Raw genomic sequence first — 14601 nt, 5'->3', positions numbered from 1 at the left:
GCCCCCGGCCGGCCCGCCAGAAACGCGTGAGGCACCATCAGTGACAACGATCACCCCGAAACCCGGGAACCAGTCGGCCGTCGGCGGCGAGGCCGGGCCCTCACTTCGCGGGCGCCCCGCCGCGCCCGGTACGCTCACCGCCGTGCCCCACGCTGATCAGCCCAGAACCACCCAGAAAGACGCCCCGGCAGCGCCGCCGGGAGCGCCCCGGCCCGTGTCCGCCCGCCCGATCCCCCTGGACGAGCTGGCCACCCTGCTGGGCATCCGAGCGCCAGGCGCGGCGCAGATCACCGGCATCACGCACGACTCCCGTGCGGTGCGCCCCGGAGACCTGTACGCGGCCCTGCCGGGAGCCAGGACGCACGGCGCCGACTTCGCCGCCCAGGCGGCCGGCCTCGGCGCCGCCGCCGTGCTGACCGACCCCGCGGGCGCCGAACGCGCCGCCGCGACGGGCCTGCCGGTCCTCACCGTCGCCGACCCGCGCGGCCGGATGGGCGAACTCGCCGCGACGGTCTACGGCAGCCCCGGCGAGGGCCTGCTCCAGATCGGCATCACCGGCACCTCCGGCAAGACCACCACGGCGTACCTCGTCGAGGGCGGGCTGCGCGCGGCCGGCCGCGGCACCGGACTGGTCGGCACCGTCGAGATGCGCATCGGCGACGAGCGCATCAAGTCCGAGCGGACCACCCCCGAGGCGACCGACCTGCAGGCCCTCTTCGCGGTCATGCGCGAACGCGGGGTCGACGCGGTCGCCATGGAGGTCTCCAGCCACGCCCTGGTGCTCGGCCGCGTCGACGGCTGCGTCTTCGACGTCGCCGTCTTCAACAACCTGAGCCCGGAACACATGGAGTTCCACTCCGACATGGAGGACTACTTCCAGGCGAAGGCGGGGCTCTTCACGCCCCGCCGCGCCCGCCTGGGCGTGGTCAACCTCGACGACGAGTACGGCCGCCGCCTGGTCAAGGAGGCGTCGGTCCCGGTCGTCACCTTCTCCGCCGCGGGCGACCCGGCCGCCGACTGGCGCGCCGAGGACGTCGTCTTCGGACCGGCGAGCTCCACCCTGACCCTGCTCGGCCCCGAAGGACAGCGCGTGCGGGCCGCCGCGCCGCTGCCCGGCCCGTTCAACGTGGCCAACACGGTCGCCGCGATCGTCACCCTCGCCGCCGCCGGCCTCGACCCGCAGACCGCCGCCGACGGCGTCGCCGCGGTCCCGGGGGTCCCCGGCCGGCTGGAGCGGGTGGACGCGGGCCAGCCGTACCTGGCCGTCGTGGACTACGCGCACAAGACGGACGCCGTCGAATCGGTCCTGCGCGCGCTGCGCGAGGTCACCGAGGGCAAGCTGCACATCGTGCTCGGCTGCGGCGGCGACCGCGACACCACCAAGCGCGGCCCGATGGGCGCCGCGGCCGCCCGGTACGCCGACGTGGCCGTCCTGACCTCCGACAACCCGCGCTCCGAGGATCCCCTCGCGATCCTCGCGGCGATGTTCGAGGGCGCCGTGTCCGTGCCGGCCGCAGAGCGGGGCACCGTCGTCGTCGACGCCGACCGGGCCGCGGCCATCGCCGCCGCCGTCGCGCGGGCCCGGCCCGGCGACACCGTGCTGGTGGCCGGCAAGGGCCACGAGCAGGGCCAGGACACCGCGGGCGTCGTACGCCCCTTCGACGACCGCGAGGTGCTCCGCGCGGCCATCGAGACACAGCAGAGCAGTGCCCGACAGGCCGAGGAGAACCAGTGATCGCCCTCTCCCTCGCCGAGATCGCCGACATCACCGGCGGGCGGCCCCACGACATACCGGATCCGTCCGTGCGGGTCAGCGGTCCCGTGGTCATCGACTCCCGCCAGGTGGAGGCCGGCAGCCTGTTCGCCGCCTTCGAGGGCGAACACGTCGACGGCCACGACTACGCGCAGCGGGCCGTCGCCGCCGGAGCCGCGGCCGTCCTCGCGGCCCGGCCGGTCGGCGTACCCGCCATCGTCGTCCCCGACGTGGAGAAGGCGCTAGGCGCCCTCGCCCGGGCCGTCGTGGAGCGCCTCGGCACCGATGTGGTGGCCCTGACCGGCTCGGCCGGCAAGACCTCCACCAAGGACCTCATCGCGCAGGTGCTCCAGGCCCACGCGCCCACCGTGTGGACCCCCGGCTCCCTCAACAACGAGATCGGCCTGCCGCTCACCGCGCTGAAGGCCACCGGTGAAACCCGGCACCTGGTACTGGAGATGGGGGCCCGCGGGATCGGCCACATCGCGTACCTGACGGGCCTGACCCCGCCGCGCATCGGCCTCGTCCTCAACGTCGGCACCGCCCACATCGGCGAGTTCGGCGGCCGAGAGCAGATCGCCCAGGCCAAGGGAGAACTGGTCGAGGCCCTGCCGGCCGAGGCGGAGGGAGGCATCGCCGTCCTCAACGCCGACGATCCGCTGGTGCGTGCGATGTCGGCCCGTACGAAGGCCCGTACGGTGCTCTTCGGCGAGGCCGAGGACGCCGAGATCCGGGCCACCGAGGTGCGGATGACCCCGGGGGGACAGCCCGCCTTCACACTCCACACACCGACCGGGTGCAGTGATGTGACCTTGCGGCTGTACGGTGAGCACCACGTGTCGAACGCGCTCGCCGCGGCCGCCGTGGCCCATGTACTGGGCATGTCCGCCCAGGAGATCGCCACCGCGCTCTCGGGGGCGGGCACCTTGTCCCGGTGGCGGATGGAGGTCACCGAGCGGGCCGACGGCGTGACGATCGTCAACGACGCCTACAACGCGAACCCGGAGTCCATGCGGGCCGCCCTGCGCGCGCTTGCCGCGATGGGCGGCACGGCCAGGGCGAACGGGGGACGCACGTGGGCGGTGCTCGGCCCCATGGCCGAACTCGGTGACGCATCGTTGGCCGAGCACGACGCGGTGGGACGGCTTGCCGTCCGGCTCAACGTGAGCAAGCTCGTCGCAGTCGGGGGCAGGGAAGCGTCCTGGCTGCAACTGGGCGCATATAACGAGGGTTCGTGGGGTGAGGAGTCGGTGCTCGTGTCCGACGCGCAGGCGGCGGTCGACCTGTTGCGCAGTGAACTGCGCCCGGGAGACGTCGTGCTGGTGAAGGCTTCCAGGTCGATCGGTCTGGAGCGGGTCGCGCTGGCGCTGCTGGAGCGCGAGGGCGAGGGCGCCGACCGATGAGGCAGATCCTGTTCGCCGGCGTCATCGGCCTGTTCCTGACGCTCACCGGTACTCCGCTGCTGATCAAGTTGCTGGCCCGCAAGGGCTACGGCCAGTTCATCCGCGACGACGGCCCCCGCGGCCACGCCGGGAAGAAGGGCACGCCCACCATGGGCGGCATCTCCTTCATCCTGGCCACGCTCATCGCGTACGCCCTGACGAAGGTCATCACCGGTGAACCGGTGAGCTTCTCGGGCCTGCTCGTGCTGTTCCTGATGGCCGGCATGGGCCTGGTCGGCTACCTCGACGACTACATCAAGATCGTCAAGCGTCGCTCCCTCGGCCTGCGGGCCAAGGCGAAGATGTCCGGCCAGCTGATCGTCGGCATCGCCTTCGCGGTGCTCGCGCTCCAGTTCAAGGACTCGCGCGGGCTGACCCCGGCCTCCATGAGGCTGTCGTTCGTCACGGACTTCGGCTGGTCGATCGGCCCGGTGCTGTTCGTGGTCTGGGCGCTGTTCATGATCCTGGCGATGTCCAACGGCGTGAACCTGACCGACGGCCTGGACGGCCTGGCCACCGGCGCCGCGGTGATGGTCTTCGGCGCGTACACCTTCATCGGCGTGTGGCAGTACCAGGAGTCCTGCGTGAACGCGCAGGACCTCACCAACCCGGGCGCCTGCTTCGAGGTGCGCGATCCGCTGGACCTCGCGGTCGTGGCCTCCGCACTGATGGGCGCCTGCTTCGGCTTCCTGTGGTGGAACACCTCGCCGGCCAAGATCTTCATGGGTGACACCGGTTCGCTGGCCCTCGGCGGTGCGCTCGCCGGCCTGGCGATCTGCTCCCGCACGGAGTTCCTGATCGCCCTGCTCGGCGGTCTCTTCGTCCTCATCACCATGTCGGTCGTCATCCAGGTCGGCTCCTTCAAGCTGACCGGGAAGCGCGTCTTCCGGATGGCTCCGCTGCAGCACCACTTCGAACTCAAGGGGTGGTCAGAAGTCCTTGTCGTGGTCCGCTTCTGGATCATCCAGGGCATGTGCGTGATCGTGGGTCTCGGTCTCTTCTACGCGGGATGGGCAGCCGACAAGTGACCTCCTGGCAGGGCAAGAACATCACCGTCGCCGGCCTCGGCGTGAGCGGCGTCAGCGCCGCCCGCGCCCTGGCCGGCCTCGGCGCCGTGGTGACCGTCGTCGACGGGGGCGACGGCGAGGGCCACCGGGCCCGCGCCGCCGAACTGGCCGAACTGGGCGTCTCCGTACGCCTGGGCGACGCGCGGACCCTCCCCGAGGGCACCGAGCTGATCGTCACCTCGCCCGGCTGGAAGCCCGACAGCCCGCTGTTCGAGGCCGCCGCGAAGGCCGGCGTCGAGGTCGTCGGGGACGTGGAGATCGCCTGGCAGCTGCGCGGTGAGGACGCCGCTCCGTGGCTGGCCATCACCGGGACCAACGGCAAGACCACCACCACCCAGATGCTGGCGTCGATCCTCAAGGCCGCCGGCCTGCGGACCGCCGCCGTCGGCAACATCGGCACGCCCATCATCGACGTGGTGCTCGGCGAGCAGCGGTACGACGTGCTCGCCGTCGAACTCTCCAGCTACCAGCTGCACTGGGCGCCCTCGCTGCGCGCCCACTCGGCGGCCGTGCTCAACCTGGCCCCGGACCACCTCGACTGGCACGGCTCCATGGAGGCGTACGCCGCCGACAAGGGCCGCATCTACGAGGGCAACACGGTGGCCTGCGTCTACAACGTCGCCGACCCGGCCACCGAGAAGCTCGTCGAGGACGCCGACGTCGAGGAGGGCTGCCGGGCGATCGGTTTCACCCTCGGCGCCCCCGGCCCCTCCATGCTGGGCGTCGTCGACGGCATCCTCGTCGACCGGGCCTTCGTCGAGGACCGGCAGAAGAACGCCCAGGAGCTCGCGCACGTCGAGGACGTGACCCCGCCCGCCCCGCACAACATCGCCAACGCGCTCGCCGCGGCGGCCCTGGCCCGCGCCTTCGGCGTGGAGCCGCGCGCGGTCCGCGACGGCCTGCGCGACTTCCGCCCCGACGCCCACCGGGTGGCGCACGTGGCCGATGTCGACGGGGTCGTCTACGTCGACGACTCCAAGGCCACCAACACGCACGCGGCGGAGGCCTCGCTGGCCGCCTTCGACACGGTCGTGTGGATCGCCGGCGGCCTCGCCAAGGGCGCGACCTTCGACGAGCTGGTCCAGAAGTCCGCCAAGCGGCTGCGCGGGGTGGTGCTGATCGGCGCCGACCGGGCGCTGATCGCCGAGGCGCTGGCGCGACACGCCCCCGAGGTCCCGGTCGTCGACCTCGAGCGGACCGACACTGGGGCGATGCTCGCGGCGGTCCGGGAAGCGGCCCGGCTCGCCGAGCCCGGCGACACGGTCCTGCTGGCGCCGGCCTGTGCCTCGATGGACATGTTCGCGAACTACAACAAGCGCGGGGACGCGTTCGCCGACGCGGTCCGCGAACTGGCCGCCGAGAGCGGTGCGGACACGGCCCAGGCCTAGGTTCCGGAACGGTTCCCTCCGGCCGGCCGGCGCTCGCTCCGTACGAGTGGAGGGGAAGATCACAGATGCCGGCCAAGCAGATGCTGCCGGGGCGGCGGCCGTCCGCCGTCAAGGCGCAGGGCCGCAAACGCCCCGCGGTGAGCGTGAGGCGGCCCGCCGGACGCGGGCCGCTGACCCGGCTGAGGCGTACGCAGGAACAACTGCGCAAGGCCTGGGACCGCCCCCTCACCGCGTATTACCTGATCTTCGGCAGCTCGCTGCTCATCACCGTGCTCGGCCTGGTGATGGTCTACTCGGCTTCGATGATCAAAGCGCTCCAGCTCGGCCTGGGGGACGCGTACTTCTTCAAGAAGCAGTTCCTGGCCGCCCTCATCGGCACCGGACTGATGCTGGTCGCCTCCCGGATGCCCGTGAAACTGCACCGGGCGCTGTCCTATCCGGTGCTCGCCGGCACCCTGTTCCTGATGGTCCTGGTGCAGGTTCCGGGGATAGGGGTCGCCATCAACGGCAACCAGAACTGGATCTCCCTCGGCGGCCCGTTCATGTTGCAGCCCAGCGAGTTCGGCAAACTGGCCCTGATCCTGTGGGGTGCCGACCTGTTGGCGCGCAAGGGCGACAAGGCCCTGCTCAGCCAGTGGAAGCACCTGCTGGTGCCGCTGGTCCCGGTGGCCTTCCTGCTGCTCGGGCTCATCATGCTGGGCGGGGACATGGGCACCGCGATGATCCTCGGCGCCATCCTGTTCGGCCTGCTCTGGCTGGCGGGCGCCCCCACGCGGCTGTTCGCCGGGGTGCTGGTCTTCGCGGGTGTGATCGTCGCGCTGCTGATCAAGACGAGCCCGCACCGGATGGACCGCCTGGAGTGCCTCGGTGCCACGGACCCGGGCAAGAACGACCTCTGCTGGCAGGCCGTGCACGGGATCTATGCCCTGGCCTCGGGCGGATGGTTCGGTTCCGGTTTGGGTGCCAGTGTGGAAAAATGGGGGCAACTACCCGAAGCCCACACCGACTTCATCTTCGCCATCACCGGGGAGGAACTGGGACTGGCGGGGACGCTGTCGGTCCTCGCCCTGTTCGCGGCTCTAGGCTATGCGGGTATCCGCGTGGCCGGACGCACGGAGGACTCCTTCGTACGGTTTGCCGCGGGAGGCGTGACCACCTGGATCACGGCCCAGGCCGTGATCAACATCGGTGCGGTGCTCGGCCTGCTGCCGATCGCCGGAGTCCCGCTCCCGCTGTTCTCCTACGGGGGGTCGGCCCTGCTGCCGACGATGTTCGCGGTCGGACTGCTCATCGCGTTCGCGCGGGAGGAGCCGGCGGCGCGCGCGGCGCTCGCGATGCGCCAGCCGAAGACCGGCTGGAGGCGGACCGGGTTGAGATGGAAGTCGATGAGACGGCGCGTCAAGAAGCGTCCGTCCGGAGAGCGGTGAATTTCGGTGCATGTCGTACTCGCCGGTGGGGGGACCGCCGGCCACATCGAGCCGGCGCTCGCCCTCGCGGACGCCCTGCGCAGGCAGGACCCTTCAGTGGGCATCACCGCCCTCGGCACCGAACGCGGGCTGGAGACCCGCCTCGTGCCGGAACGCGGCTACGAGCTGGGCCTGATCCCCGCCGTGCCGCTGCCCCGCAAGCCCACCCCGGAGCTGATCACCGTCCCCGGGCGGCTGCGCGGCACGATCAAGGCCGCCGAGGAGATCCTGGAGCGCACCAAGGCCGACTGCGTCGTCGGCTTCGGCGGCTACGTGGCCCTGCCCGGCTACCTCGCGGCCAAGCGGCTCGGTGTGCCGATCATCGTCCACGAGGCCAACGCCCGGCCCGGACTGGCCAACAAGATCGGCTCCCGGTACGCGCACGCCGTCGCGGTCTCCACCCCCGACAGCAAGCTGCGCGGCGCCCGCTACGTGGGCATCCCGCTGCGGCGCTCCATCTCCACCCTCGACCGGGCCGCCGTCCGCCCCGAGGCGCGCGCCGCCTTCGGCCTGGACCCCAACCTCCCCACGCTGCTGGTCTCCGGCGGCTCGCAGGGCGCCCGGCGCCTCAACGAGACGATCCAGCAGGTCGCTCCGGTCCTCCAGCGCTCCGGGATCCAGATCCTGCACGCCGTCGGCCCGAAGAACGAACTGCCGCGTGTCGACAACATGCCCGGGATGCCGCCCTATGTGCCGGTACCGTACGTGGACCGGATGGATCTCGCGTACGCCGCCGCCGACATGATGCTGTGCCGCGCGGGTGCGATGACCGTCGCCGAACTGTCCGCCGTCGGGCTCCCCGCCGCCTACGTCCCGCTGCCGATCGGCAACGGCGAACAGCGGCTCAACGCCCAGCCGGTGGTGAAGGCCGGCGGCGGCCTGCTCGTGGACGACGCGGAACTGACGCCCGAGTGGGTGCTCGGCCAGGTCCTCCCGGTGTTGTCGGATCCGCACCGCCTGTACGAGATGTCCCGCGCCGCCGGTGAGTTCGGCCGTCGCGACGCCGACGAGCTGCTGGTCGGCATGGTGTACGAGGCGATCGCGGCCCACCGGAACCGCTGAGGCGGAACGCACGGACGCAGGAGGCGCAGCAGTGGGCGGAGCGACGACGGCACAGCGTGGGATCCCGGGCTCCGGCCCGTCCGCCCGCAAGGGCGGCTCTCCCAAGCCGCCCAAAGCCCCGAAGCCGCCGCGGGGATCCGGCCCCCGGGGCCCCGGCGCACGCCTGCGCCGCCGGGGCCCCCTGCTGGCCTCCCTGGCCGCCGTGGCGCTCCTCGCCGGGGGCGGCACCTGGGTCCTCTACGGGTCCTCCTGGCTCCGCGTGGAGAAGGTCACCGCGACCGGCACCGACGTGCTCACCCCCGAGCAGGTGCTGACCGCGGCGGCCGTTCCGGTCGGCGCCCCGATGGTGGGCGTGGACACCGAGGAGATCGAGAGCCGCGTCCGCGGCCGGCTCTCCCGCATCGATTCGGTCGACGTGGTGCGGGCCTGGCCGCACGGGATCGGGCTGAAGGTGACGGAACGCAAACCCGTCCTGCTCATCAAAAAGGACACCAACTTCGTGGAAGTGGACGCTTCAGGTGTGCGATTCGACACGGTTCCGAAAGCACCCGAGGGCGTTCCGGTCCTCGAATTGAACGCGAAGCAGTCGCCGAGCGCCCGCCGCTTCGACGAGGAGCGGCTGCTGCACGAGGCGGTACTCGTCGCCGGATCCCTTCCGGAACCGATCGCCAGGGAGACCTCGCAGGTCAGGGTGGGTTCGTACGATTCGGTGGTGCTGCTGCTCACCCGCGGCCGGACCGTGGCGTGGGGGAGCGGCGAACAGAGCGAGGCGAAGGGGCGCGCCCTGACCGCATTGCTCAAGGCCGCTCCCAAGGCCGCGCACTTCGACGTGAGCGTTTCCACCGCCCCTGCGGTGTCCGGGAGTTGACGTCCGGTCGAACAGCGGCGCACCCTGGTTGGCCAGCGATACGGGTGATCACATAGGGTGAAAAGAAAAACGGGAGGTTCGGCGTGTTCGTTGAACACGCGCTACTTGTCGACTTAGTGTCCTGTTCGGAAGAGTCCAGAGAACAGACACACCCCTAACCCTAAACTTCAGGGTGAGGGTTCGGGTCGGCGCGTTCGAACCGCCCCATTTCGGCATCAGTCGTCGCAACGCAGGCCCGCGAGGCGGCGACACGTAACTCGAGGCGAGAGGCCTTCGACGTGGCAGCACCGCAGAACTACCTCGCAGTCATCAAGGTCATCGGTGTCGGCGGCGGTGGTGTCAATGCCATCAACCGAATGATCGAGGTCGGTCTCAAGGGCGTCGAGTTCATCGCCATCAACACGGACGCCCAGGCGCTGTTGATGAGCGACGCCGACGTCAAGCTCGACGTCGGCCGCGAACTCACCCGGGGCCTCGGCGCCGGCGCCAACCCGGCCGTCGGCCGCAAGGCGGCAGAAGACCACCGCGAGGAGATCGAAGAGGTCCTCAAGGGGGCCGACATGGTCTTCGTCACCGCCGGTGAGGGCGGCGGCACCGGCACGGGCGGCGCGCCCGTGGTCGCCAACATCGCGCGCTCGCTGGGCGCCCTGACGATCGGTGTGGTCACCCGGCCCTTCACCTTCGAGGGCCGGCGCCGCGCGAACCAGGCGGAGGACGGCATCGCCGAGCTCCGCGAAGAGGTCGACACCCTCATCGTCATCCCCAACGACCGGCTGCTGTCCATCTCGGACCGCCAGGTCAGCGTGCTCGACGCGTTCAAGTCGGCCGACCAGGTCCTGCTCTCGGGCGTCCAGGGCATCACCGACCTCATCACCACCCCGGGTCTGATCAACCTCGACTTCGCCGACGTCAAGTCCGTGATGTCCGAGGCGGGCTCGGCGCTGATGGGCATCGGCTCGGCCCGCGGCGACGACCGCGCGGTGGCCGCCGCCGAGATGGCGATCTCCTCGCCGCTGCTCGAGGCGTCCATCGACGGCGCCCGCGGCGTGCTGCTCTCCATCTCCGGCGGCTCGGACCTCGGTCTCTTCGAGATCAACGAGGCCGCGCAGCTGGTGAGCGAGGCGGCGCACCCCGAGGCGAACATCATCTTCGGCGCCGTCATCGACGACGCGCTCGGCGACGAGGTGCGGGTCACCGTCATCGCGGCCGGGTTCGACGGCGGACAGCCCCCGGCCCGCCGGGACAACGTCATCGGCGCCGCGTCCACCAAGCGCGAGGAGCCGGCCCCGGCTCCGGTCCGCGCCGCCGAGCCGGCCCGCCCGGCCTTCGGCGGACTCGGCACGGTCACCCCGCGCGAGGACCCCCCGGCTCCGGTCGAGGCGGCTCCGGCCGAGGCCCAGGCCCCCGCGCCGCAGGTCCCGACGGCCCGGCCGTACCAGGACAGCCCGGCCGAGGAACTGGATGTCCCGGACTTCTTGAAGTGACACCGGAGCAGCATCACGTGGGCGGCGCCCACTTCGCCTTCACCGACCGGTGGGGCGGGGTGAGCGCCGTTCCGTACGAAGAGCTCAACCTCGGCGGCGCGGTCGGAGACGACCCGGCCGCCGTTCGCGCGAACCGGGCACGCGCGGCCGGGTCCCTGGGGTTCGACCCGGACCTGGTGGTCTGGATGAACCAGGTGCACGGCCGCGATGTCGCGGTGGTCGACGGCCCCTGGGGGCCGGACGCGGAGATCCCCGCGGTGGACGCGGTGGTGACCGCCCGCCGGGGGCTCGCCCTCGCCGTGCTCACCGCCGACTGCACACCGGTCCTGCTGGCGGACCCCGTCGCCGGGATCGCCGGGGCGGCCCACGCCGGGCGGCCCGGACTGGTCGCCGGAGTGGTCCCCGCCGCGGTGGAGGCGATGGTCGCCCTCGGCGCGGAGCCCGGGCGGATCGTGGCCCGGACCGGGCCCGCGGTCTGCGGCCGTTGCTACGAGGTGCCCGCCGCGATGCGGGACGAGGTGTCCGGGGCGGTGCCGGCCGCCCGGGCCGAGACCAGCTGGGGTACCCCGGCCGTGGACGTGGTCGCGGGGGTGCACGCCCAGCTCGCGGAGGCGGGGGTGACCGATCGGCTCCGATCGGCGGTCTGCACACTGGAGTCGCGGGACCACTTCTCGTACCGCCGCGACCGGGTGACGGGGCGGCTCGCCGGATATGTCTGGTTGGAATAGGAAATGACGGACCGTAAGTCGGAGCTCGCGGACAACCTGGCGCGGGTGCAGGAACGTATCTCGTCCGCCTGCGCGGCCGCGGGGCGCCAGCGGGAAGAGGTGACGCTCATCGTGGTCACCAAGACCTATCCCGCGAGCGACGTACGACTCCTGGCGGAGCTGGGCATCCGTCATGTTGCGGAAAACCGTGACCAGGACGCCGCCCCCAAGGCCGCCGCCTGCGCGGATCTGCCGCTCAGCTGGCACTTCGTCGGCCAGTTGCAGACGAACAAAGTCCGTTCCGTGGCGGGATACGCGCACGTGGTGCAGTCGGTCGACCGCTCCAAGCTCGTGACCGCACTGTCGGCGGCCGCCGTGAACGCGGGCCGCGAACTCGGCTGCCTCGTGCAGATCGCCCTCGACGCCGAGTCGGGCGCGCGGGGATCGCGCGGCGGCGCTGCGCCCGAGCAGCTCGCGGAGTTGGCGGACCTCGTCGCCGGGGCGCCCGGACTGCGGATCGACGGCCTGATGACCGTCGCCCCGCTGTCCGGTCCGTACGCCGGACGCGAACGGGCCGCTTTCGAGCGGCTGGTGGAATTGTCATCCCGCCTGCGCGGGGACCATCCGGCTGCCACGATGGTGTCGGCCGGGATGAGCACTGATCTGGAACAGGCCGTTATGGCCGGTGCGACACATGTACGCGTCGGCACTGCGGTACTCGGCGCGAGACCCCGGCTCGGGTAACGTCGCCAAGAAAGTCGGACCACAGCAGAAAATATGGTCATTACCGCTGATGGGCGGGCAGACCACGTGGATCGCGGGCAGTTGGTGACATTCGTGACACAGCGGCACCTGCGACAGGGCGATCCACCACAGAGCGGAGGACTCGGAGAATGGCCGGCGCGATGCGCAAGATGGCGGTCTACCTCGGCCTCGTGGAGGACGACCGGTACGACAACCCGGGGTACGACCCCGACGACGAGTTCGAGCCCGAGCCGGAACCGGAGCGGCCGCGGGACCGGGCTCGTGAGCGGGACCGTCAGCCCGTGCACCAATCGCCCGTAGCGGACGAACCGGTGCGATCCGTACAGCCTCCGGCGCAGCGGGAAGCCATCCCAATTCCGGTGGAAAACGGACGTCCTGCGCGAATCGCCCCCGTGGCATCCATCACACCTGACCGCACCAACCTGGAGAAGAACGCCCCCGTGATCATGCCCAAGGTCGTCTCCGAGCGGGAGCCGTACCGCATCACGACGCTGCACCCCCGGACCTACAACGAGGCCCGTACCATCGGGGAACACTTCCGTGAGGGCACCCCGGTGATCATGAATCTCACGGAGATGGACGACACCGACGCGAAGCGTCTCGTGGACTTCGCCGCCGGTCTGGTCTTCGGCCTGCACGGCAGCATTGAACGCGTGACACAGAAGGTGTTCCTGCTGTCGCCTGCTAACGTCGATGTCACGGCGGAGGACAAGGCCCGCATCGCGGAGGGCGGGTTCTTCAACCAAAGCTAGACCGATCCGTCAGATACGGGACCGGGAACAGAGCGGGAAACGGGGAGAGGGAAGCACGGGATGGGCATCGCGCTAGAGGTGGTCTACATCGTGCTGGTGTGCTTCCTCATCGTGCTGATCTTCCGACTGGTCATGGACTACGTGTTCCAGTTCGCACGTTCATGGGCACCCGGCAAGGCGATGGTGGTCGTCCTGGAGGCCACCTACACTCTTACCGATCCACCGCTCAAGCTTCTTCGGCGGTTCATCCCGCCGTTGCGTCTCGGGGGCGTGGCACTCGACCTGTCCTTCTTCGTTCTGATGATCATCGTTTACATCCTCATCAGCTTCGTGAGCACCGCTGCGAGAAGCGTGTGAACGATGAACTTCTCCGCGCGCGCGGGGACAGTCCCGATACGGTCTTGCCGACTGCCGACGACTACGTAGAGGTGAAGAAGACATGCCGCTGACTCCCGAGGACGTGCGGAACAAGCAGTTCACGACCGTCCGCCTCCGAGAAGGCTATGACGAGGACGAGGTCGACGCCTTCCTCGACGAGGTCGAATCCGAGCTGACGCGCCTGCTGCGCGAGAACGAGGACCTGCGCGCCAAGCTGGCCGCCGCCACGCGTGCCGCCGCGCAGAACCAGCAGCAGCAGGGCATGCGCAAGCCGGAACCCCAGGACCAGCGCGGCCCCGGCGCCCCCGTGCCCGCGGCCATATCCGGCCCGCCGCAGCAGCAGCAGCAACAGCAGCAGCAGCAGATGGGCCCGCCGCAGCTGCCGGGCGGCCAGCCGCAGCTGCCCGCCGGCCCCGGCGGACACGGACCGCAGGGTCCGGGCATGGGCGGCCCCATGCAGCAGCACCCCATGGGCGGACCGCAGGGCATGGGTCAGCAGTCCATGGGCGGCCAGAACCCGCTCGGCCAGCAGATGCAGCCCATGGGCCAGCAGATGCAGCAGATGGGGCAGCAGATGCAGCCCATGGGTCAGCCGATGCACCAGCAGCCGCAGCAGCTCCCGCAGCAGGGTCCCGGCGGCGACAGCGCCGCCCGTGTCCTGTCGCTGGCGCAGCAGACCGCCGACCAGGCGATCGCGGAGGCCCGCTCCGAGGCCAACAAGATCGTCGGCGAGGCCCGTTCGCGCGCCGAGGGCCTGGAGCGGGACGCCCGCGCCAAGGCCGACGCGCTGGAGCGGGACGCGCAGGAGAAGCACCGCGTCGCGATGGGCTCCCTGGAGTCCGCCCGCGCCACGCTGGAGCGCAAGGTCGAGGACCTGCGGGGCTTCGAGCGTGAGTACCGTACGCGCCTGAAGTCGTACCTGGAGTCGCAGCTGCGCCAGCTCGAGACCCAGGCCGACGACTCCCTGGCCCCGCCGCGGAACCCGGCCGGTCCGGCGCTCCCGCCGTCGCCGTCGCCTTCGATGGCTCCGGCCGGTGCGATGGGGCACTCCATGGGTGGTCCCTCGATGGGCGGCCCGTCCCCCATGGGCGGTCCCTCCCCGATGGGCGGCCCGTCGTACGGCGGCCAGCAGCAGATGTCCCCGGCGATGACCCAGCCGATGGCTCCGGTGCGGCCGGCCGCGCCGCAGCCGATGCAGCAGGCGCCGTCTCCCATGCGGGGCTTCCTGATCGACGAGGACGACAACTAGGCGGTACGCCTCGCGCGGCGTCAGCAGTTCGGGCCGGGCCCGGTTCCCCTCGCGGGGTACCGGGCCCGGCCCGTTTCCGTTGCCGGGTGCGCGCCGTTGCGGGGGCGCTGCCCCCGGGTCCCCGCGGCTCAAACGCCGGCGGGGCGGGTCGTGCCCTGCCGGCCCCGCCGGCGATCGAGGCGCGGCGCGGAGCGCCGTGGGGTGAGACGAAGAGGCCCGC

At 71.3% G+C, this 14601-nt stretch carries 13 protein-coding genes; all 13 read left to right on the top strand.

All coding sequences use genetic code 11. From position 1 onward, the window contains the following. Window positions 1-40: 40 nt before the first annotated feature. The 13 genes from BGK67_RS11095 (at window position 41) to BGK67_RS11035 (ending at window position 14381) form a co-directional block, all read left to right on the top strand. Window positions 41-1735 carry a UDP-N-acetylmuramoyl-L-alanyl-D-glutamate--2,6-diaminopimelate ligase gene (locus tag BGK67_RS11095; RefSeq protein ID WP_069919924.1) on the top strand — a complete coding sequence of 565 codons (1695 nt, stop codon included), beginning with the start codon at window positions 41-43 and terminating at the stop codon, window positions 1733-1735. Next, window positions 1732-3156 (top strand): UDP-N-acetylmuramoyl-tripeptide--D-alanyl-D-alanine ligase, encoded by a 1425-nt coding sequence (locus BGK67_RS11090; protein WP_069919923.1) that lies wholly within the window; start codon window positions 1732-1734, stop codon window positions 3154-3156. Before BGK67_RS11095 ends, BGK67_RS11090 begins: the two co-directional genes overlap by 4 nt. Continuing rightward, the gene (gene mraY, locus BGK67_RS11085; RefSeq protein WP_069919922.1) at window positions 3153-4223 is read left to right on the top strand and encodes a phospho-N-acetylmuramoyl-pentapeptide-transferase; all 1071 of its coding nucleotides are present in this window, start codon (window positions 3153-3155) and stop codon (window positions 4221-4223) included. The genes BGK67_RS11090 and mraY overlap by 4 nt, the downstream gene beginning before the upstream one ends. Then, complete coding sequence (gene murD, locus BGK67_RS11080; protein WP_069919921.1) at window positions 4205-5650, top strand: UDP-N-acetylmuramoyl-L-alanine--D-glutamate ligase; 1446 nt, start codon at window positions 4205-4207, stop codon at window positions 5648-5650. The genes mraY and murD overlap by 19 nt, the downstream gene beginning before the upstream one ends. 65 nt (window positions 5651-5715) lie before the next feature. Then, the gene (gene ftsW / locus BGK67_RS11075) at window positions 5716-7077 is read left to right on the top strand and encodes a putative lipid II flippase FtsW (protein WP_069919920.1); all 1362 of its coding nucleotides are present in this window, start codon (window positions 5716-5718) and stop codon (window positions 7075-7077) included. Window positions 7078-7083: 6 nt separating this feature from the next. Beyond that, window positions 7084-8178, top strand: a complete 1095-nt coding sequence (murG, locus tag BGK67_RS11070) for an undecaprenyldiphospho-muramoylpentapeptide beta-N-acetylglucosaminyltransferase (protein ID WP_069919919.1) — start codon at window positions 7084-7086, stop codon at window positions 8176-8178. Window positions 8179-8209: 31 nt separating this feature from the next. Next, the gene (locus tag BGK67_RS11065; protein WP_069919918.1) at window positions 8210-9046 is read left to right on the top strand and encodes a cell division protein FtsQ/DivIB; all 837 of its coding nucleotides are present in this window, start codon (window positions 8210-8212) and stop codon (window positions 9044-9046) included. A 278-nt stretch (window positions 9047-9324) separates the two neighbouring features. Next, on the top strand, window positions 9325-10530 hold the full coding sequence (gene ftsZ / locus BGK67_RS11060) for a cell division protein FtsZ (RefSeq protein WP_069919917.1): 1206 nt from the start codon (window positions 9325-9327) through the stop codon (window positions 10528-10530). Continuing rightward, window positions 10527-11258, top strand: a complete 732-nt coding sequence (pgeF, locus tag BGK67_RS11055) for a peptidoglycan editing factor PgeF (RefSeq protein ID WP_244291190.1) — start codon at window positions 10527-10529, stop codon at window positions 11256-11258. Before ftsZ ends, pgeF begins: the two co-directional genes overlap by 4 nt. 3 nt (window positions 11259-11261) lie before the next feature. After that, window positions 11262-11981 (top strand): YggS family pyridoxal phosphate-dependent enzyme, encoded by a 720-nt coding sequence (locus tag BGK67_RS11050; RefSeq protein ID WP_069919915.1) that lies wholly within the window; start codon window positions 11262-11264, stop codon window positions 11979-11981. 149 nt (window positions 11982-12130) lie between these two features. Then, window positions 12131-12754 (top strand): cell division protein SepF, encoded by a 624-nt coding sequence (locus BGK67_RS11045; RefSeq protein ID WP_069919914.1) that lies wholly within the window; start codon window positions 12131-12133, stop codon window positions 12752-12754. A gap of 60 nt (window positions 12755-12814) precedes the next feature. Beyond that, a complete protein-coding gene (locus BGK67_RS11040; protein WP_069919913.1) occupies window positions 12815-13111 on the top strand; it encodes a YggT family protein in 297 nt (98 codons plus the stop codon). An 82-nt stretch (window positions 13112-13193) separates the two neighbouring features. Next, a complete protein-coding gene (locus BGK67_RS11035) occupies window positions 13194-14381 on the top strand; it encodes a DivIVA domain-containing protein (RefSeq protein ID WP_069919912.1) in 1188 nt (395 codons plus the stop codon). Window positions 14382-14601: the final 220 nt, after the last annotated feature.

This window comes from Streptomyces subrutilus (assembly GCF_001746425.1).
Taxonomy (GTDB): domain Bacteria; phylum Actinomycetota; class Actinomycetes; order Streptomycetales; family Streptomycetaceae; genus Streptomyces; species Streptomyces subrutilus_A.
The sequence above is the reverse complement of the archived record's forward strand: the minus strand, read 5'-3'. Positions and strand labels throughout refer to the sequence as shown.